The 18,994-nt window shown below is 46.1% G+C and carries 18 protein-coding genes; 7 read left to right on the top strand and 11 right to left on the bottom strand.

The annotated features are described in order from the left end of the window. From ABW391_RS24225 to ABW391_RS24210, 4 genes are all read right to left on the bottom strand, one after another. On the bottom strand, positions 1–366 hold a 366-nt coding region (locus ABW391_RS24225; protein ID WP_353484484.1), incomplete at its 3' end, for a 3-keto-disaccharide hydrolase. A 295-nt stretch (positions 367–661) separates the two neighbouring features. Next, positions 662–2,299 (bottom strand): DUF885 family protein, encoded by a 1,638-nt coding sequence (locus ABW391_RS24220; protein WP_353484483.1) that lies wholly within the window; start codon positions 2,297–2,299, stop codon positions 662–664. Between the two features lie 63 nt (positions 2,300–2,362). Beyond that, the gene (locus tag ABW391_RS24215) at positions 2,363–3,265 is read right to left on the bottom strand and encodes an NmrA family NAD(P)-binding protein (RefSeq protein WP_353484482.1); all 903 of its coding nucleotides are present in this window, start codon (positions 3,263–3,265) and stop codon (positions 2,363–2,365) included. Positions 3,266–3,444: 179 nt separating this feature from the next. Then, on the bottom strand, positions 3,445–4,305 hold the full coding sequence (locus ABW391_RS24210) for a glycoside hydrolase family 16 protein (RefSeq protein WP_353484481.1): 861 nt from the start codon (positions 4,303–4,305) through the stop codon (positions 3,445–3,447). An 80-nt stretch (positions 4,306–4,385) separates the two neighbouring features. On the opposite strand from ABW391_RS24210, the gene ABW391_RS24205 reads away from it, so the two are divergent. The 4 genes from ABW391_RS24205 (at position 4,386) to ABW391_RS24190 (ending at position 6,627) form a co-directional block, all read left to right on the top strand. Then, entirely contained in the window at positions 4,386–4,766 is a 381-nt protein-coding gene (locus tag ABW391_RS24205) for an iron chaperone (protein ID WP_353484480.1), read from the top strand. Positions 4,767–4,974: 208 nt separating this feature from the next. Then, positions 4,975–5,742: a DUF1835 domain-containing protein gene (locus tag ABW391_RS24200; RefSeq protein WP_353484479.1), complete on the top strand. Its 768-nt coding sequence runs from the start codon at positions 4,975–4,977 to the stop codon at positions 5,740–5,742. A 187-nt stretch (positions 5,743–5,929) separates the two neighbouring features. Next, a complete protein-coding gene (locus ABW391_RS24195; protein ID WP_353484478.1) occupies positions 5,930–6,280 on the top strand; it encodes a DUF433 domain-containing protein in 351 nt (116 codons plus the stop codon). Beyond that, complete coding sequence (locus tag ABW391_RS24190) at positions 6,280–6,627, top strand: DUF5615 family PIN-like protein (RefSeq protein ID WP_353484477.1); 348 nt, start codon at positions 6,280–6,282, stop codon at positions 6,625–6,627. Before ABW391_RS24195 ends, ABW391_RS24190 begins: the two co-directional genes overlap by 1 nt. 146 nt (positions 6,628–6,773) lie before the next feature. Here ABW391_RS24190 and ABW391_RS24185 read toward each other — a convergent pair whose 3' ends face one another. From ABW391_RS24185 to ABW391_RS24165, 5 genes are all read right to left on the bottom strand, one after another. After that, complete coding sequence (locus ABW391_RS24185) at positions 6,774–7,136, bottom strand: thioredoxin family protein (protein WP_353484476.1); 363 nt, start codon at positions 7,134–7,136, stop codon at positions 6,774–6,776. Positions 7,137–8,060: 924 nt separating this feature from the next. Next, positions 8,061–9,383: a ComEC/Rec2 family competence protein gene (locus ABW391_RS24180; protein ID WP_353484475.1), complete on the bottom strand. Its 1,323-nt coding sequence runs from the start codon at positions 9,381–9,383 to the stop codon at positions 8,061–8,063. Then, complete coding sequence (locus ABW391_RS24175) at positions 9,365–11,128, bottom strand: gluzincin family metallopeptidase (protein ID WP_353484474.1); 1,764 nt, start codon at positions 11,126–11,128, stop codon at positions 9,365–9,367. Before ABW391_RS24175 ends, ABW391_RS24180 begins: the two co-directional genes overlap by 19 nt. Before the next feature lie 193 nt (positions 11,129–11,321). Continuing rightward, on the bottom strand, positions 11,322–12,089 hold the full coding sequence (locus ABW391_RS24170; protein ID WP_353484473.1) for a tRNA(His) guanylyltransferase Thg1 family protein: 768 nt from the start codon (positions 12,087–12,089) through the stop codon (positions 11,322–11,324). Next, positions 12,079–12,525, bottom strand: a complete 447-nt coding sequence (locus ABW391_RS24165; protein WP_353484472.1) for an AAA family ATPase — start codon at positions 12,523–12,525, stop codon at positions 12,079–12,081. The genes ABW391_RS24170 and ABW391_RS24165 overlap by 11 nt, the downstream gene beginning before the upstream one ends. Positions 12,526–12,620: 95 nt before the next feature. On the opposite strand from ABW391_RS24165, the gene ABW391_RS24160 reads away from it, so the two are divergent. Beyond that, positions 12,621–14,000, top strand: coding sequence for a sulfatase family protein (locus tag ABW391_RS24160; RefSeq protein ID WP_353484471.1), 1,380 nt, complete (start codon positions 12,621–12,623; stop codon positions 13,998–14,000). Between the two features lie 28 nt (positions 14,001–14,028). Here ABW391_RS24160 and ABW391_RS24155 read toward each other — a convergent pair whose 3' ends face one another. Further along, complete coding sequence (locus ABW391_RS24155; protein ID WP_353484470.1) at positions 14,029–14,859, bottom strand: SGNH/GDSL hydrolase family protein; 831 nt, start codon at positions 14,857–14,859, stop codon at positions 14,029–14,031. 102 nt (positions 14,860–14,961) lie between these two features. After that, the gene (locus ABW391_RS24150) at positions 14,962–15,750 is read right to left on the bottom strand and encodes an SDR family oxidoreductase (protein WP_353484469.1); all 789 of its coding nucleotides are present in this window, start codon (positions 15,748–15,750) and stop codon (positions 14,962–14,964) included. A gap of 325 nt (positions 15,751–16,075) precedes the next feature. Here ABW391_RS24150 and ABW391_RS24145 point away from each other — a divergent pair, with 325 nt between their 5' ends. Together ABW391_RS24145 and ABW391_RS24140 are read left to right on the top strand one after the other, a co-directional pair. Continuing rightward, positions 16,076–17,410, top strand: a complete 1,335-nt coding sequence (locus tag ABW391_RS24145) for an NRAMP family divalent metal transporter (protein WP_353484468.1) — start codon at positions 16,076–16,078, stop codon at positions 17,408–17,410. 326 nt (positions 17,411–17,736) lie between these two features. Next, positions 17,737–18,822, top strand: coding sequence for an Rpn family recombination-promoting nuclease/putative transposase (locus ABW391_RS24140; protein ID WP_353484467.1), 1,086 nt, complete (start codon positions 17,737–17,739; stop codon positions 18,820–18,822). Positions 18,823–18,994 lie beyond the last annotated feature (172 nt).

The raw sequence follows: 18,994 nt of genomic DNA, 5'->3' as shown, positions 1-18,994 counted from the left end.
ATAAATACTTGCCCAATAACCATTGCCCATATCCACTTGATACCCGATCATTTCATTGAATGGTGGTTTTGTGCTGCGTTGGGAATGAATTTGAACGCCAGCATTGATGAATCCGATTCCTCCTTCGAGTTTAAAATCGAGATGAAGAGTGTAATTTTTATAATTGCGTTTTGTAGATAGAAAATCGTTTTGTTCTTGTCGAACGGTTAATTCCCCGGCAGTCACGATCCCTTCTGCGTCAACGTGCCATAATTTTTTGTCTCCTTCCCATTTGTTCAAGTTGCGGCCATTGAATAATGTCACCGGTTTTGTGACTTGGGCGTTCGCACTAGCCAAACCCATCCATAAGAAAAAGAATGCTGCCAACTTGTTCATATCCAGTTTTTTCTGGCTAAGATAGGCAATTTATGCTACTTATTTTTCTAGCTCGACTGCAATTCAAAAGAATTTAATCTTGAAGAAACTAAAAGCTTTTTATACCCGATGATGAATGAAAAAATTAGTAAGACAATCGCTACTGCACTTACAATGAATCCATTATTGGAGTGCTTTATCGTATTCTCCACAAAGACCTTGTCCTTTAAACCCAAGGAAATCGAAAAATTATTGCACCGCTGGAGAATGAAATTATTGATAACAGGTGAATTTTTTTTGACGCTTTTTATTTCCCTTCGTTGATGCTCCTGATTTCGTCATCCATGCCTGTCATTTGCCAGCGGATCAAGGAAACGGGGATCACCCCTGCCCCATAGAATTTGTCGAAGAAATTGTAGAGTTTGAAATTGCTTAATTCCTGACGTCCTACATCCATCATCAGGCGCTCGATGAGGTATTTTCCGATTACATAACTGGAGCCATAACCCGGTTGGCGCAAGTAGAGGTGTTGCTCAAAACCGACCAGGCTTTCATCGCCAGTCCAGCCCTTGGGTGTCCAGGTGACTTGGTATTTTCGGGCTTCGGGGTAATCTATTTCATTAGCTTGAGCATACAATGAGGCCAATCCACGGGCACAACGTTGGGCCAGCATGATCCAGACCAGCTCGCGAGCACGCGGATTGTCGTCCCAAAGGCCAGCAAGCATAAAAGTCTCTTCCATGCTGGTAGCCAGGCCTTCGGAGCGGGTCATCCAGAGGTTGTAGGGCAATGGTTTGCGGCGCAGCTCGCTAGGATGTGGATCTTTTGAAAAACGGGCGATCTCAAACCAATGGGTGGAATGAGAATACAACACAGCGGGTTCCTGGTGGTACACATTGGCAAAGAAGTTCCGCTTGTTTAGGGGCAAGTATCCTGGAGTATGCTTCCGCAATTCCGGCTCCATGTAATCTTTTACGGGCAAAACTTTCTTTTCCACCAAAAAAGCCATCATTTTTTTGATCGATAAATCCGACTGCTTTTCAAATTCCTCCGTACTGGTAAAGGCTTTCAATTCAGGAATATTGCGGTTGCGTTCGCGTTCGAGTTGCAAGGAGGCATATGCTCGGGTTAGTTCGCGGCTGAGGATGGTCACTTCTTCTTCCCAAGTAAGCGGTACCATCAGCACATGGCGCAATTGCCAGGTGTAATTTTCTTTGCCGATGCCCGATGTGCCGTTTTTCTTGGGCAGTTCTTTCTCCAACCAGGCAGCTAAATCCAGACTGGCTTTTTTGGCGGCGGCAATGGCAACGCTTAGTTCCTGACCAGCATTTGTGGTTTTCTGAGCCAGTTCGTCCAGCAAAAGCACTTGATCCCTGATGTTTCCGATTCCTGCGCTCCACAAATCGTGGGCGTTGCCCGTGAGGTTGATTTTGGCTTGTTCATAAAGGGGAGGGATAATTTTCAATTGCGCCGTCAATTTTTGGGCAGCGGCTTTGGACAATGGGAAAGTGTATTGCCACAGTTCGATGGCCGCATGACTGGTAGGCCCTTCGTGGTCGGGTGTATCGCTTTGCTCCGCAAAAATAATGGCATAAAAGGCTGGATCGCGAACCCAGGGTTGGAGGATGCGACAATTGAAATCCAGGGCATTCATTTCTGCGCGCAGCAATTCGAGATCAATCTTTTGCTCGATGGGCCAGCCACTGTTATCGATTCCGAAGAGACGGTCGCGGTATTTCCGCAGGGTTTGTTGGGTTTTGATGGTGGTCTGAATGCTATAATCTGGTACGCCGTTGGATAGCATTGGGCGTTCAAGTACACGAACATCCTTACAGAGGGTTAGTAAGGATTTGTAATCATTCGTGGTGGCTTGATCAACACTTGACGTGCAAGCGAAGCCAATCAAAAAAAGGAAAAGAGCTGTGGTAAAGGTGCGGATTTTCATATGAAGTGCTTGTTGATTTTTATTTCATTTTGACAAAAAGAGTGTTTCGATTGTAATTGAACCCTATGATTTGCCAAGATGAATAGCAAGCAAATCTTTGATCTTCGTCCAGTGTAAATTGGGGTAGCGATCGTTATCAGATTTAGAGAGATTGGCGCGATCGTCGATCATGTTGCGCATATACTGCATGCCTTGCCAGGGTGGGTAAAGTTCTGTTTCGCCAGGAGCCATCCAGCGTACCAACTTGATCAAACCGCTGAGTAAGCCTGGCCCACCCGCACGGAATAACCCGTATTTTTTTTCAGCTACTTCAGTTGCCACACCCTTAATTTCCTGAGGGCTGAGCAAATCGCCAGCGATATAAAGAAATCGGGGTGCTGCTGAATCCATTGCAGCATTGGCAGTGTAGGTTGCCACATTGGCTACAGTGGTGAACGACATAGGATGATTCGCATTCCCCCAGTAAAGCACCAGTTTTTGCTTAAACAAAATAAGCGGCATTTCCCCAGTAATCATATCAGCGAAAGCCCCATTGAAGATCGTTGTTGCAGCGATAGGCTGCTGGTCGAGGTAAGCATGGAATTCTCGCCGCCAATCCAGGTTGCGGTTTTCACCAGGAGAAAATCGGGTAAAATCCAGGGAATAATCTGATGGAATAAAGCGCGGCACCCCAGCTGCCACTGCTGCATCCAATAGCACTTTCTGGGTGTCGATGATCACTTCTCGTAAACCTGCCAATGCGGACACAACACATGCTACGCCCTCACAAGCTTTGGTCACTTCTACAAGATTGTATAGGTCAGTTTTAAAAACTTTTGCACCATAGCTTTCCAATTTTGCAATTTTTACAGAATCACTATTTGATCGCACCAGAACGCGTACTTCTGCTCCCAAGTCAATTAAGGCTTTGACGATTCTTTCGCCAAGGTTTCCGGTAGCACCGGCTACGAGTATGGTCTTTTGCATTTGCTTTAACATTTAGACAAACTATTACAAAAAATTGGGCTTCCACAAATTCTTGGATCGCCCGATGTTCACAAGTTAAAGTTATTCTACTGTCATTGGTTCAATAATAGCAGAAACTTGACTAAACGAATTTGCGGGAAATGGGTTTTGTGGAGATGTGGTAAGTCCGTATGAATTCTTCAGGATTTGGTCATTTTATACACCCTTACGTATTCAATTTCCATGCGCTGAGGGAAGATGGTATCGTCTATACCTTTTTGACCTCCCCAATTGCCGCCGATAGCAATATTGAGCAAGAGGTGAAAGGGTTGGTCAAATGGCCAGTACCGCCAGTTGAGGGAGCTTTTGCTGTCTAGGAAGAAGTATTCCTTGTCGTCGATAAATACTTTGATGCCTTTGGGCGTCCACTCGGCTACATAATCGTGAAAAGCCTCCGAACAGTCTTTCACTTCAATCGTTTTGGTGATCTGTGTGTTGAGTGGCCAATTGTTGAGGTTGGTATGCGTAGAGGCATGGATGATGCCTTGATCGTAGCCCACGTGCTCCATGATGTCTACTTCTCCATTGTCGGGCCAATATACGCTGCCATAGGTCTGGCTGGTTGGCAACATCCAGATGGCTGGCCAGGTACCGAGGCCCTTGGGCAGTTTAGCTCTAATCTCAAGCCTTGCGTAAGTCCAACTGCTGCGGTTTCGAGTAACCACCCTTGCAGAAGAATACGCTCCATTGTTGACGCGGGCTTCAATGATCAGTTTGCCGTTTTCTACCCGGGCATTATCGGCACTTTTGGTGTACACTTGTTTTTCATTGTTGCCCCAGCCGCCACCGCCCAGGTCATAATCCCATTTGCTGGCATCGGGTAATCCAGCAGTTTCAAATTCATCTTGCCAAAGGGGTGTTTTTTCAAAGCCGTAAACAATCTCTTTGGTTGTAACGGTGGTGTCTGGAACTGTAGAATCCATGGTTTCTTTTTTGTCGCAAGCAAAAAATAAAGCCATCAACACCATTAGAAAGAGATAATACTTGCACAAGCTTTTCATCGGCGTATATTTTTGTGCAATTTGCAAAATATTTTTAAAACAAATTATCTTTGTACTGTTGTTTGATTAAACTAAAAGCAATGGAAAAAACAAACTTCAAAACTGTCGACGAGTACATCGCGATGCAACCAGAAGACAAACAGGAAGCTCTGGAGCATCTGCGACAACTCATTCGCACGCTGGTACCACAAGCAGAAGAAGGCATCAGCTACCAGATACCAATGTATAAATACCACGGTATGTTGTGTGGTTTTGCGGGATTCAAGAACCATTGCAGTTTCACCACCGCCAATGGAAAAACGCTAAGTTTGTTTCAGGAAGACCTTAAAGGATTTAAGTTTTCCCCTTCAATCATACATTTCCAACCCAACAAACCCATTCCAGAAGAACTCCTGGAACGCATCATTCTTCAGAGGGTTGCAGAGAATGAACAAAAAGCGGCCGAGAAGAAGCGCAAGTAAGCTCGCAGAAATAATCGTTCTTTGCAAATTCTTTAACCGAAAAACAATCAAGGATTTGGGTTAAAATTGCGCCAGAAAAACCAACTCCGCAAAAAAAATCGTGCAATTTTTCCATTTTTTATTTATTTTTAAGCAGAGAAACGAAAAATTAAAACAAAAAAATTAATCCTTCGATCTTCTCTGCAAAATAGCAATCAAAAGTCAAAAAATGATCTTCCATATTCTCAATGGCGACAGCCTTGCCCACACGCTTGCTCAAAGCAACATCACAGGAGAACGCATCATCTGTAGGGAATGTCTCATAGATGGCCCCACTCAGGCCAATAGCCTGGACACTTTTTGGGGCATTCGTGCCAGTTTTATTGCCCAAGCTTATGGAGAACAGCGGGATCGATACTACCAAACCGTAGTGAGCGAAATGGATAAAATGCTGCGCTTGCCTGTAGACGCGGAGATCTGCCTGTGGTTTGAAGACGATTTGTTTTGCCAAACCAACATGTGGTTTATCCTCTCGCTACTCGGTGAAGAATGGCAAGATGGCCGAATCAAAAGAGTTTTTCCAGTGATGGAGGCGGGAGTAGATCATTGGCGGGGCTTTGGTGCTGCTACGCCAGCATTATTGGAACAAAGCTTTGCTCAACGCGTGCCTTTTGAATCCAATGACCTCGATTTGGGCGTCAAACTTTGGGATGCTTACCGAGGCCGCGATTTTAAAAAATTGATGGCCTTGGCGCAAACGCCCTCGCCTTGTTTTCAGTATTTGCCCGAAGTATGTCAGGCACAGGTGGATCGTTTTCCTGAAAAAGGACAATTGGGGCGTCCCGAGCAAGTGATTAAAGACCTCTTGCTACATTCCTCCAATGATTTCAAGGCTGTTTTTTCTGCTTTTGGAGAAAAAGCCGGGGTGTACGGATTTGGAGATGTACAGGTGCGGGGAATGTACGAGCGAGTAGTGGGGATGGGAGAATTGATTTGATTCACTTAATAAAGTAGCTTTATAGCAGTGGAAATCACTCTCGGAGATCTCACTATTTTGAGATAACACCGCTGGTCGTAAGTGAAAAACAACAACCCGTTTGTAATATAAATGCCATCTTTAAAATTTAACTACCTTGACTTTTGCTTTGACTTAGCTTAAATTTGCTTCAATACATCTAAATTCAATGATCAATTTACTGGATTCTATCAATACCACTATTCCATTGTTTTCAGAGCCCAATGGGGTCATTCGGGTTGGAAATACTCGAGTTACGTTTGAAACGCTGATTTATCAGTTTAAAAATGGATCAACGGCTGAAGAAATTGTCTTCCAATATCCGGTATTGGACTTGGCGGATGTTTACGCAGTGATTGGGTTTTATCTGAAGCATCAAACCGCTGTTGAAAACTATTTACTCAGTTGCAAAACAGCTGCTGAAAATATCCAGCCGATTGTTCATCAACAATTTCCAGTAACGGATCTTCGCCAGCGCTTGCTAAGTCGGCAAGCACAACTGCCTAAAATTAATGCTTGATGCGCTTGCTGGCTGACGAAAACCTCAACAATCACATCTACCGTAGTTTGTCGTTGCAAAGACCTGGGTTGAATATTGTGCGGGTTCAAGATGTAGGTCTTTCTGGAAAACCTGACCCAGAAATACTGAAATGGGCTGTGGATGAAAATAGAATTTTGATTACGCATGATGTACGTACCATTCCTCCTCTTGCCTTGGAATGGATGAATGAAAATCGCCCCATTCCAGGTATTTTTCTCGTTGAACAAGATGCTTCACTTGGGCAAATTATCCTCGATTTGCTGCTGATTGTTGATGCGAGTGAGCAGTCGGAATGGGATGGATTGATGTATTATTTACCATTGTGAAGGCTCTTATGATTGGGGCTGATCACAATGTCTTTTTTTGTGTTTCCCGAGCCTTTTTGGGTGGGCTTTGGGTGGCATTGGTAGCTGTGCATTGTCTGCGTCTAGTAGTCAGGATCGTCCACCAAATGGCCACACAAACAAACACATTACCCTTCTTTCACCTGACTCAACACATTTTCCAAATTAAACATCTTCCCCGTCAAAGTTTTGATTTTTTTCCCGGTTTTGTCCACAAGAATTAAAGAAGGCAAAGCTTCGGCTTGGTATTCTTTTTTAAACCGCACATAGTCTTGATAAACCTTACTATTCATTACCAGCCCACCTCCTGGAAGGTCGACCAAAAACAAAATTAAGTGCTCCTCAGCATAGGTCTTAAAATCAGAGGTTGTTAGCACATTTTTATCCATTTTTTTACAAGGTGCGCACCACTCGCTACCGGTCAAAATGATCAATATTTTTTTATTTTCTTTTTCAGCTTGTTCTTTTGCCTGGCCCCAATCCTTAATCATTTTTATTTCTTGCGCAAAACCTAGGAGTGGAATGACCAGAAGTAGCAGTAAAATTAAGGTTTGTTTTATTTTTGGCGTTTTTGTTCCTATTGGACGATGAAGAAATAAATGGTATTTTTAAACGCAGCCATTTTAAGTTTCGTCAACTATCTTTTGAAGCGAATGGCTTATTTCTTGAAAAAAATTCCCCAACCTGCGCCTTAGGGCCTATAAAAAAATAAGTGATCATTTTACCAAAGGATTAGACAAGTAAACGGTTCATTTTAAGTGTCGTGTCTAATCCTTTGGCTCAAAAAAAATGATCACTTATTTTTGGCCCACTACTTAGGTGATCACTCCAAAAACAAATCCTCCAGCGTCAACACCGTTTCCACCAAGCCTGAACTATGAACGTTTCGATTCAAACCATAAGTGGTTAGCAGCATAAGAATCAGTCGCTTGCGGGTTTTAGTCGCTTCGGCGAAAGTCCAGAGCTTGCAACGCAATGTCTCTGCCTGTTCTTTCCATGGTAAAAAATTTGGCCCCCAAGCGAAAATGCTCAAAAACAGAGTTTTCGCTCCAGCTCTAACCTAATTATGAGCGAAAAGTGGGTAAAAAAGGTCATTTTTCGCTCAAAAAACCCGGGTTATGCGAGCGAAAAGTAGGTAAAAATGGTAGGTTTTCGCTTAAAGGATAGCCCTTACCAATTACCCTTTTGTTGCTAAACAGCAGAAAACGAGAAAATTAAGAAATACATTTGTTGCCGAGGAGATGGTTTTGCTATACCTTAATTTGAACTTAAAAGATGCTTGTATCTAATTCAAAGCACTGGCCCACGACCTTCTTATTATGGCGAATTTGCCATAATAAAACCAAAACGGGCTGCCCCATTCTTGAGGGCAGCCCGTCTGTTTATACATCAAGTAACCCGCTAGCCCATAACTACTAAATGGCGATTTCCGCAAAAATTCCCCCGGAAAGAAGGCATTCAAAATCGGTTCGCACAGGTTGCAAGCGATCGAAATGACTTGTTTCCAAATCGAAATTTTGAATGACCGTCGTGTCAAATCCTATCCTATCGAAAGCATTTTTATAGTTTTTGGTATTTCCGACACGTTTGCTCAACTCTTCCAGCAGAGGAAGGTGCGGGATAGTGGGATAAATGGTGCGTTCAGTGGAAACCAGCGCTTTGGCCTTCGGCTTGCTGTTCCCTGTCGGTTTGGGCAAAATGGCATCTAAGATTTGATTCACTTCTTCGGAAACTGCCCCATCCTGCAACCAGGGAGTGGAATTAATGCTGCCGTGGTGCCCGATCTTTAAGAAGTCGATGCGTTTGTTGAGGTGTTCCTTGCGCTGATTCCAGATCACATTCCATGCGCCATTTTTATCGCCCGCCTCGAAATGGTTGTGCCATTCGGCATCGCCTACGAACAGGAGGCGTTTGTTGCGCCATTCGATGAGCAAGACCACACTGGAGTTATTGATTACTTCTCCCGATTCCTTGGCGAAGGCAAAGGCATCCGAAAGCATCCGCGCTTGCAATTTGGCAAAATCGCCTGCGCCGATATTGAACGGCACCGAAGATTTAGCAATGGGTTTACCACTCTGCCGCCGCTCCTGTTCGAACAAGGTAAGCCCTCGCAGGCGCTGGTCGATGTCTTTGCCGAGGTAAAAATGATCTATGTCTTTTTCAGGCCCCAACACCGTGATTTTCGTTTCCTGTAAACCGAGGCCCAGCGAGGCGGCGGTATCGCCCGCTACCACGTATTTAGGATCTATGCGATTGGCAGCAGGCAGCTCTTCGCGCAGGGCTTTTTCGGCGCCTACGTTGTCGATACCAAACAGCGACACGAGCATTTGCAGATCGGGGCTGAGTGCTATGGCTGCTGGAGACAGTTGCGCAACCAATTCAATGGCCTTTCGGTCGAGCGCCTGCGATTTTTTGGCCTGCTCGTGATTGGGGTCCATCATGGCCGTCATCCAGATGTGCCCTATCTCTACGTCCGCGAACCAAGCCGGATCGAAGCCTTTGATGTGGTCTTCATGGCGGTGCGTGGCCACTATCAGATCGAGGCGTTTTTTGCCGGGCATCGACCCCACTGGCAATAGCGTTTTTATGTCGTCAATGGCCGTTTTCAGCACACTGGCCTTGCCTTTCGTACCACAATCTATCAGTACGTGAATGGTTTTGGGGCCGTCGGGGATGCGTAGATAGAAGCAATCGCCTAGGCCAACGTTGTAACTGCGAATCAGAAACTTATTTGCCATGATGGTTGGAGGGTTGAGGGGTGATTGGAAAGATCAAGATGGGGGCTGAATTGCAGATGGATCAAACCGTTTTTCTCTACGACGCGATGAGGAGCTTCAGTGAATTTCATAAATCCCTCTGGATGCGCCAGTGTAGCGGCTGCCAACCCGGTTTTATCCGTCAATCCTAAAGCTTTTAGCAGAGCCGCTTTTCTTGTCTCTCCTTCCGCCAGAACAGCTGCCTGCGCGGGTTTGTATGAAAATTGGGTACCGGGCTTCAGTACGTAATGCAGCAGGCTATTGTTTTCGTCAAAAACCAAGGTGCCACCGCAGATCAATGCGGCTTTTTTTCCATCCAAGGTCGGGAAATCGTCCCCTTCCAGCGTTATTTCCTCCTTCCAGATAAATTCCAGTACAAATTGTCGGGGGCGCAATAGATTCTGGCGACCCATTTTTTCTGATTGATACACATCGGTAATTTCGATTTCGGCAAATGGGGGGATACAAAAAGTCTCGCGGTTTTCGTGGATGAAATCGTAAGCTGTCCGCTTGCTCCGGCTCCATTCGTACACCCGCTTAAATCGCTTGATACCGGGATTGTTGATGTCGAACAGGTAACGCTCCTTATTGAAAAGTTCCGCCATATCGTCTTTATAAAGGATGCCGCGCTTAAGGAATACATCGGCCATCATTTTGCGGTATTGATGGGGATCCAGCGGATCGGCCAGCTCTTGATTTCTCAGTACGGCAATGGCATAATCGCGGAATCGGGCATCGGTGGGCGGTAAAAAATCCAAAGCTTGCAAAAAAGTCCGCCGGGCGCGTTGAATGGCATAAGTGTAGGCTTCCCGCGCTACTTGTATGCTGGTTTTTCCCGTCCGATCAATGATCCGCTCGATATATATAGCCGCTAATTTTAGCAAAATATCATAACAGGCACCCGTCAGTACCGTGGAAACTGCGTGCACACCCTGTCCCTCCACCTCTTTGAGCGTCAGTTTATTGAACGCACTGCGCAAAAAGGCCTGCCCTTTTACCGTTTCGCCAAATTCTTCGGCGATGTTTCCCAAAATTTCCAAAGGGGAACCCGACGAACCTTCGTAGCTTTCACTCAGGCTTTCCCTAAATTTTGTGTGATTTAATAAGAGGAGAATAGCCGAAAAATCGCCCAGAAACTCGTGAAATGCCCCCGTTTCCTCGTGAAAACCTTCTATAAAACCTGGTCGAATACCGTCCAATACCGCGTGGCCAAATTCGTGATTGACAATATCGGCGGATAAGCAAGTGTAAACCAACTTATCGGGCTGATCGGGATGCGGGAAGTAATAAAATTGCAAGGATTTGCTATCACGGTCATAATACGCGTTTTTGCCCATACCGGCATGGGGCACCAAAATAAGCCGGTTGCCATTGAAGCCCCAAGAAAGCTGACGGCCCATTGCCTGAGGTGCTTCAAAAAAAGCGAGCGCGTATTCTGCCAGCGCCCAAACGTGTACCTGATTGTACTGGTACCGCTCGGAGGCCGGGTGCTTCTTGTCAAGCACTTTTTTTCGCGAGGTAAACTGGCGTTTTTTCGCGTCCCAAATGGCAGGCTTGGCTATTTCGCCAGTATGACCGTTGAAATCCACTACCACAAATCGGGTACTGGTTGGGCCATTGGATAGCGTAACATCTGGTTCTATTTCAATGGTGTGAAAGCCGAAGCACAGGTTGTTTTCCGCCACAAATGGGTCTTGTAAATAGACATCAAAGCTAAGTTTGTCCATAATTGCATCTTTTTTATAACAACTCGAAGGTGTATTTGGTGATTGTATGCTTAATTGGTTGGATTAATGATCTGTTGAATTAGTCGAAATTTTCTATCTATTTAGCTACCTGTTATTTAGAAGCAGCGATTTAATTTTTTCAATTTATAAATGATTTTTGGTTTTTGCAAATTTTAAAACATTGGAGGGGTAATTATTTTTTGTGAATTCCTATAAAACCCTCTACAAATTGACTGTAACCTTCCCGCATCGGCAAATCCAAATCAACGTACAAAGCCCGACGCTGCACTGCTTCGGTTTGTTGCAAAATTGGATTTAAACCCTCTTTAGAATAGGGTTGCCAATACACCCCAACGCCTCGTTTTTGCCAGTTCGGCAACTCATTAAAATTGATCCCGTATTGGAAAAGGAGCTCATTTTTCTGCGCAACACTGAGTTTTTCAAGCTTCTTGCTGGCCAGCGTGCCATTCAGTTGCTCCTGCCGCAAACGCCAATAACAGTGTGCGTTGAGGGCATTGCGATAGGCATCTTCGTTGCGCCAGCGAAAATAATCCACCACCAATTCGGTATTGGGCAGCTCAGCGATGCGGCAATCAAAAACGCCGATTCCACCCAGCAGGCTGGAGAATTTGGCACTGGCCTCTCCGGCCAAAATGGAGGTGTATTTGCGGTGTTTGCGGCCAAAGGCATTTTCATTCAAATCAAATAACAAGGAGATTTCATCACTTTCCGTATAGCCGTAAATGACTTTGAAGCCGCAATTCATCAGGTGTTTGAGGGTGTCGATCATCAAATCCCGGAATTTTTCGTCAAACGGGGCTTCAAAAGCGTAGGTCTCCTTTGTGAGCCGGGTAAAATTGCGTCCGTCCAGCCGCGCCACCATGTAAATATTGGGCACAACGCAGCGGTCAGGCGCAGTTTCGTATACCCGCATTTTGAGGTCTAAATCGTCAAATTTCATTGTCCCAGTTTTTGACTGTCCATTTATTTTCTTCGTATGCAACGTAGTACAGTTCATCAAAACCTTCGTCCAGCGTAGGAAGTTCCAATTTGCGGTAAGTGCCCTTGATGCCAATTTCGGGTATTCGGGCTTTGCCTTCACGCTGGGCATTCCACATCAGTGCTTGTTCCAAACTGGATTGAAAGTAATACGCAATCACCCGAAATTGCCGGGATTTGGCCTTGTCGATGTAGCCTTTCCGCTCGGCGCGGGTTGGGTTGGTATTGTCCACTACGAAAGCCTGCTGGGTACCCAAACAAGTTTCGATAAACAGGGCTTCCTTGTTGCGCGTGTTGAGCTGATCCAGGGAGATATAGACGTGGGTACGAAAGAAGTTGTTGAGGTAAAACGTGGTTTTTCCGCTGGCCTGGATGCCGATAAATAGGATGGCTTGCATGAGGTTTTAGGGGGATAAACAAGGATTGGGGGTGAAAGATTCCGAGAAGTCTAAACTTAGTGTATATTCCCGATTCTTAAACACCTTTGGCGACTATGAAAATAACCCAGCTCTTGTGTATGATGCTGTTTGCAAAATCGCTTTGCGCCCAAACACCATCCAATACCCGACCCAATATCATTTTCATCCTGACCGATGATCACCGTCACGATGCACTAGGCTATGCTGGCAACAAATATGCCCATACGCCTGAAATGGATCAATTGGCCAAGGCAGGGGCGTATTTTAAAAAAGCCATCGCCAGCACCCCGATTTGTGCAGCAAGCCGAGCCAGCATCTTGTGTGGCTTGCACGAGCGGACCCACAAGTACACCTTTCAGGTAGGCAAGATTAGACAAGAGTACATGACCACGGCCTATCCCAAAGTCATGAGAGAAGGGGGCTATTACACCGGCTTTTTTGGAAAATTCGGGGTGAATTACGATCGACTGGGCGACCAGTTTGATCGCTATGAATCTTATGACCGCAATGAAAACTACCAGGACAAACGGGGCTATTTTTATAAAACCCTGGGCAAGGATACGGTACACTTAACGCGCTATACCGGGCAGAAAGCCATCGATTTTATAGCCCAGGCACCAAAGGACAAACCATTTTGCCTTTCCCTGAGTTTTTCGGCACCACATGCCCACGACGGTGCAGCTGAGCAGTATTTTTACGATCAACAAACGGCGGGTCTTTTAAAAAATGTAAAAATTGCTCCGCCACCACTTGCTGACGACCGTTTTTTTGAGGCTCAGCCCGCAAAGGTTCGGGCGGGTTTTAGTCGCTTGCGCTGGACCTGGCGTTTTGACGAACCGGAGAAATACCAGCGCATGGTCAAGGGCTACTACCGCATGATTGCAGGGGTAGACCTCGAAATTGGTAAAATCCGGGCACAACTCAAAAAACAGGGCCTGGACAAAAACACGGTGATCATCCTCATGGGGGACAACGGTTACTTTTTGGGCGAGCGCCAATTGGCGGACAAATGGCTGATGTACGACCTCTCCGTCCGGGTACCACTCATTGTTTACGACCCGCGCATCCGTCAGCACCAGGAAGTGGAAACGATGGCCTTGAATGTGGACATTGCGGCTACCATTGCTGAATTGGGCAAAGTACCGTTGCCCCTAGGCTGGCAAGGCAAAAGCCTTTGTCCATTGTTGACAAAAGCGGCCCCAAACTTTAATCGGGACACCATTTTGATCGAACACTTGTGGGAGTTTGAAAACATCCCGCCCAGCGAAGGCGTACGAACCCAAGACTGGAAGTATTTCCGCTACGTCAATGACAAAGCCTGGGAGGAACTGTATGACCTTAAAAGTGACCCGAACGAGGAGTTCAATCTGGCGAAAAAACCTCAGTACCAAGTCGTGCTGAGTCAATTGAGGCGAAGCCTTGAAAACTTCATTGAAAAATACCGTGCCCCTTAAATTTTTTTCGTGTCGAAGCTCCCCCGCATCATTTCAAAACCTTCACCAACTTTCGTGCAATCACCTCATACCCCTTATCCGAGGGATGCAGCCCGTCGTAAGTCATGTCAATTGCTTCAAGCGGATAGGGATATTCGTCCGTCGCAGGATCAAAAGGGATGTCGATGAATGTTGGGTATTTGTAGTTTTTATAAAGGCCCGTTTGGGGGTCTTTCAAACGTTTAAATTTCACCAGTTTTTCTAATTTCAAACTCGGGGTATTGTACAAATCCACTACCTCAATGTCTTCAAATTTGCCGATGGCATTGATGGCTTCGGCAAATTGCGCAAGCCGCTGCCCTTTTTTCTCCTTGTACGAACCATAAGCATTGTTTTTCATATTGGCGATGTAGACAAAATCGACCCTTTGCATGGGGGTGATCAAAACGATTTTTGCGTCCTTGTTCAAGTCGCGCAACTTGTTGATGATGATTCGAAAAGAGCCGTACACCGTCTCATTGCCGCTGTTGTTTTGATAATCTGAAAAATTGCCCAGGGGCCGGCCCCACCACCAATCATTGGTGCCCAAAAAAACGCTGTAGATATCGGCTTTGCTCAAACCGAGGGTCTCTATTTTTTGAGCGATGCCCCCCGAAGTCCAGCCATTGTAGCCTTTGTTGACGTATTCAATCTGGGGCAATCGCTCCACCACCCGGGTCATGTAGCCCTTGGTGACTCGATTGCCCGTTTCATTGGGGTGCTCGTTTAGGTAAGTGATGGAATCACCAATGGCCACCCACAGGGTTTTGGGGGGTGTGGATGTGCTGAGGGTAAGTGTGACTAGTAGTAGAATGAGCTTCAGCTTGATCGCTAAATTCATGTGACTTGAGTTTTAGGTTCTAATAAAATTGTTGCCGACCTTATCACTGCCGACGGGTTTGTTACCTGTTATTTCCGCGTCTTGTACCCGCTAGCCAAGCATTTAGGTCACTTTTTGATTTTTGATGATCCGGTCAAAAAGGCCGGGTGTCAAGCGTTTTAGCAGCATGGCCAGCTGCTCTTTGGCTCCACCGATGTAAACGTTTTTTTGCCGCTGATGGATGGCCTTGAGTGCTTTTTGGGCAAATACATCTGCTTGCATTCCCTGGGCATTGCGGCTGTTTTGGAGTACCTCTTCGGTAACTCCGACTGCATTTTTGGCAATGTTGGTAGCGATGAATCCAGGTAGAATATGGCATACATTTAATCCAAGATCCTCGACTTCGAGTCGCAGGGATTCAAAAAAACCAACCACCCCATGTTTCGCTGCTGCGTAGCTGCTGCGGTATTTGGTATTGATTTTTCCCATGACACTGCTGATGACCACAATTTGCCCTTTTCGCTCCAACAAATGGGGCAGCATCGCTTTGGTCAGCGCAATGGTGCCGATCAGGTCAGTTTCCAGGATTTTGAGGTCATCTTCGAAAGGGGTATCTATGGCCAGGCTGCGTTGGCTGATCCCGGCATTGTTGACCAGGAGATCAATGTTTCCAAAAAGGGCGATGGCTTGTTTAGCCAATGCTGGGAATGCTTCATACTTCCGCATATCCAAAGGCAAAACTGCGGAGGGGATTTCCTGGCGCGGCAGGGAGGCCTGTACTCGTTGTAAGTCGCTTACGCTGCGCGAAGACAAAATCAGCCTGGCTCCCGCTGCATTAAAGGCTTTGGCCATCGCTTCACCCAAACCCGAGGAGGCTCCTGTAAGCCACACAATTTTATCGTCAAAGTTCATGCTGTGCTGTTGAGTAAAAAATCAAAATTCATTCCCCAAATTAGGTATTCTGGTTAAGGTGTCAAAATTGAATTGCACTCCGAAGCCTAACATAGGTCATCGATGATGCTGCTTTTGGGCGGTATTCAATTTATTACCATCGGAATCGTAGTAGAAATCCAAATGCGTACGTATTTTGAGTCGCAACAGAAAAAACCATACAAGGTTAGCAGGGTTAAGGGTTTTTAAGGTTTCAAGGTTCGGAGGTTCGAGGGGGCCCGGCACTTCGGCTTCGCTCAGTGACCGAGACCCCTCGACCCTCCGAACCTTGAAACCCTTCACCCTCATGTCAAAACGCATTTCTTTCAGCCAAGGCTTTTCTTCCGTCCTGCTCTGGTCGGTACTTTCCGCTGCATTTATCGGGCCGGGTACGGTCACTACTTGTTCACAAGCAGGAGCTGCTTATCGCCTGCAATTGTTGTGGGCACTGACTTTTTCCACCATTGCAGCGATCATTTTACAAGAAACCGCAGCGCGGATGACCATTGCTTCGGGCAAAAACCTGGGGCAGATCATTGCCTTGAAATACGGCGGAAACCGTGGGCGCAACATCAAGTGGGCCTTATTCATTGCGGTAGCTTTTGGTTGTGCGGCGTACCAAACCGGGAACTTATTGGGAGCCATTTCGGGCGCTTTAATGTTTATCCCAGGCTTATCCCGCGAGGTACTCACCTTGATTTTGGCAGTGGGTTGTGCTGCCCTGTTGTGGATCAACAATTTCCAGGTTTTATCCCGTGCATTGGGCATCACGGTGGCAGTGATGGGGATCGCGTTTATGTATGTGGCAGTGCAAATCCCGGCAAGTATAGGGGAGTGGGCGCAAAACCTGGTTTGGCCCAGTGTGCCGGATGGTTCGGGTTTGTTGATCATTGGATTGATCGGGACCACCATTGTGCCCTACAATCTGTTTTTGGGTTCCAGCATTGGACAAAACCAGAGTTTGTCGGAAATGCGTTGGGGTATTGGCATTGCCGTGACGATCGGGGGGCTGATTTCGATTGCCATCTTGGCCGCTGGTATGTTGGTTACTGGTGAGTATTCTTACGAGGCCTTGGCCACGGCTTTGAATGGCAAGTTGGGCGGAATGGGGGTGCTGTTGTTTGGCTTGGGTTTGTTTGCGGCGGGCTTCAGTTCGGCGATTACAGCTCCACTTGCTGCTGCTGTTACTGCACAAAGTATGTTCAGCGCTGAGGGCAATGGCCGGGACTGGTCGGCTAAATCTGTCAACTTTAAACTGGTTTGGGGCGCAGTGTTGCTAGTAGGTACCATTTTTAGCATCATTGGGATTCGCCCAATTCCAGCAATCATTTTGGCGCAGGCCATCAACGGAGTTTTGTTGCCAGCCGTGACGATTGCGCTGCTTTTTGCGGCCAATGATAAAACGCTGTTGGGCGCAGCTTATGCGAATGGATTTTGGTCCAACTTTTTCACCTTGTTCATTGTGGGGGTAACTTGCTTTTTGGGGCTAAACAACATTTGGCAGGCGCTGAATAAAGTGGGGCATTTGGTGGCGGACAATGCGATGGAGCCGATTTGGGTGATGGCCGGGGTGACATTGCTTGTTTTGGTGTACTTGGGGCTGAGGGTTTTTGGGAAGAGTAGCATATTTACCGCACAATGACATCTAGCATCTTGTAACCCTTCGTTTCAACGAGGGGGTAAGGATCAACGGGGAATTTCATCTATCATCATTCCAGAGCGCACATCAAACCAAATTAAGCACGGATGCGCGCGCTGGAAAGATGATAGATGTGAGGGGAGGTCATGCCTAGCCACCCGTTGAAACGGGCGGTTACAAGATGATAGATGAGGTTTGACCGCTTGCATCGGTAGCGTAATGTTTTTGGTTGGCTTGGGAAGACTGGGGCTAGCGGGGAAAATAAAAAAACATTTATTTTTATTTTTATTCTTAATGGCACTTTTTATATTTTTACACAAAAAATAGAAATGCCTAAAAAGCCAGCCAAGCCGCATGATGAATTTTTCAAGGCCACTTTTGGTCGGTTGGAAATCGCGCTGGATTATGTGCAGAAAATGCTGCCAGCAGAGTTAGTTGCGGAATTGGATACCAGTAAGCTGACCCGAGTCAATGGTTCTTATGTATCAAAGACACTACAAGAGTATTTTTCTGATTTGATCTTTGAATTACCATTTAAAAGGCAAGATTTGGCATGCAGCATTTGCTTGCTTTTTGAACACAAGAGCGAAGTGCCGACCCATCCGCATCTTCAACTTTTGCGCTACATCTTGGATGGTATGGAAGAGCAATTGAAACAAAAAAAGAAGCTGTCACCCATCATACCCATTATCATCTATCAGGGCAAGAAGCGCTGGAAAGTCCGCGATTTATCCAAGTATTTTGGCAAATCCATTCCTGAAAGCCTGCTGCGCTATCTACCACGATTCGACTATCACCTTACCCATGTGAATGCCCTGGGTGATGAAGTGATTTTGGCTTTAGGCAAAAGTTTACTGGTCAATGCCTTGTTTATGATGAAGTACATCCGAGAACCAGACTTTATTATACAGCATCCACAACAAATATTTATTGGCCTGGATGAGGAAGGAAGCCCCGAGGACTTCTTTCAAGTCCTGCTTGTGTATTTTGTGAAAAACACCGAACTTGCACCAGCACAGGTTCGGGAGTTTATAGAGATATTACCCAAAACACTAAACAAAGCGGCGATGAGTACTTACGAAAAAATAATAGCAGAGGTAAAAACCCAGTCAGACAGGCTTCTGGCTGAAGAGCGGCAGCGTACCGCCAGAGAACGCCAACGCGCAGAAGAGGAACGCCAACGTGCAGAAGAGGCACTTCAACGTGAGGAAGAGGAACGTCAACGTGCAACAGCAGCCTTACAGCGCGAGGAAGAAGCCTTGCAACGCGAGGAAGAGGAACACCAACGCCTCAACAGATTGATTTACTATCTTCACGATGTCATGCAGCTTCCTGTATCAAATATCGCAGAAATGATGGGGGTTGAAGCGCAATATGTGCTGGAACTATTGAAGCAAGGTAGTACTGAAGAGTGATTACGCTATCCTCCGCTAGTGCAAGTATTCCCTCCTTTATCCGCTAGGCCAAGTCTTACCCTTTAATTTCCAAGACGCAACGCTGGTACAATGTTCCCAGACTTGTACAAGCGGGGGTAAATCAAAAGTTGTCGCATCTATCAGCTCTATACTGTTGAAAAAATTAGCATTT

The organism is Haliscomenobacter sp., from assembly GCF_040403615.1.
In the GTDB taxonomy this organism is placed as follows: Bacteria; Bacteroidota; Bacteroidia; order Chitinophagales; family Saprospiraceae; genus Haliscomenobacter.
This window is presented reverse-complemented; position numbering and strand designations above follow the sequence as displayed.

What these genes read in the sequence shown, in the direction of transcription:
- ABW391_RS24190 (WP_353484477.1), top strand. Translation starts at nt 6,280, where the DNA reads ATGCGCTTGCTGGCTGACGAAAACCTCAACAATCACATCTACCGTAGT.
- ABW391_RS24175 (WP_353484474.1), bottom strand. Translation starts at nt 11,128, where the DNA reads ATGGACAAACTTAGCTTTGATGTCTATTTACAAGACCCATTTGTGGCG.
- ABW391_RS24195 (WP_353484478.1), top strand. Translation starts at nt 5,930, where the DNA reads ATGATCAATTTACTGGATTCTATCAATACCACTATTCCATTGTTTTCA.
- ABW391_RS24180 (WP_353484475.1), bottom strand. Translation starts at nt 9,383, where the DNA reads ATGGCAAATAAGTTTCTGATTCGCAGTTACAACGTTGGCCTAGGCGAT.
- ABW391_RS24210 (WP_353484481.1), bottom strand. Translation starts at nt 4,305, where the DNA reads ATGAAAAGCTTGTGCAAGTATTATCTCTTTCTAATGGTGTTGATGGCT.
- ABW391_RS24165 (WP_353484472.1), bottom strand. Translation starts at nt 12,525, where the DNA reads ATGCAAGCCATCCTATTTATCGGCATCCAGGCCAGCGGAAAAACCACG.
- ABW391_RS24170 (WP_353484473.1), bottom strand. Translation starts at nt 12,089, where the DNA reads ATGAAATTTGACGATTTAGACCTCAAAATGCGGGTATACGAAACTGCG.
- ABW391_RS24185 (WP_353484476.1), bottom strand. Translation starts at nt 7,136, where the DNA reads ATGATTAAGGATTGGGGCCAGGCAAAAGAACAAGCTGAAAAAGAAAAT.
- ABW391_RS24220 (WP_353484483.1), bottom strand. Translation starts at nt 2,299, where the DNA reads ATGAAAATCCGCACCTTTACCACAGCTCTTTTCCTTTTTTTGATTGGC.
- ABW391_RS24205 (WP_353484480.1), top strand. Translation starts at nt 4,386, where the DNA reads ATGGAAAAAACAAACTTCAAAACTGTCGACGAGTACATCGCGATGCAA.
- ABW391_RS24200 (WP_353484479.1), top strand. Translation starts at nt 4,975, where the DNA reads ATGATCTTCCATATTCTCAATGGCGACAGCCTTGCCCACACGCTTGCT.
- ABW391_RS24140 (WP_353484467.1), top strand. Translation starts at nt 17,737, where the DNA reads ATGCCTAAAAAGCCAGCCAAGCCGCATGATGAATTTTTCAAGGCCACT.
- ABW391_RS24215 (WP_353484482.1), bottom strand. Translation starts at nt 3,265, where the DNA reads ATGCAAAAGACCATACTCGTAGCCGGTGCTACCGGAAACCTTGGCGAA.
- ABW391_RS24150 (WP_353484469.1), bottom strand. Translation starts at nt 15,750, where the DNA reads ATGAACTTTGACGATAAAATTGTGTGGCTTACAGGAGCCTCCTCGGGT.
- ABW391_RS24145 (WP_353484468.1), top strand. Translation starts at nt 16,076, where the DNA reads ATGTCAAAACGCATTTCTTTCAGCCAAGGCTTTTCTTCCGTCCTGCTC.
- ABW391_RS24155 (WP_353484470.1), bottom strand. Translation starts at nt 14,859, where the DNA reads ATGAATTTAGCGATCAAGCTGAAGCTCATTCTACTACTAGTCACACTT.
- ABW391_RS24160 (WP_353484471.1), top strand. Translation starts at nt 12,621, where the DNA reads ATGAAAATAACCCAGCTCTTGTGTATGATGCTGTTTGCAAAATCGCTT.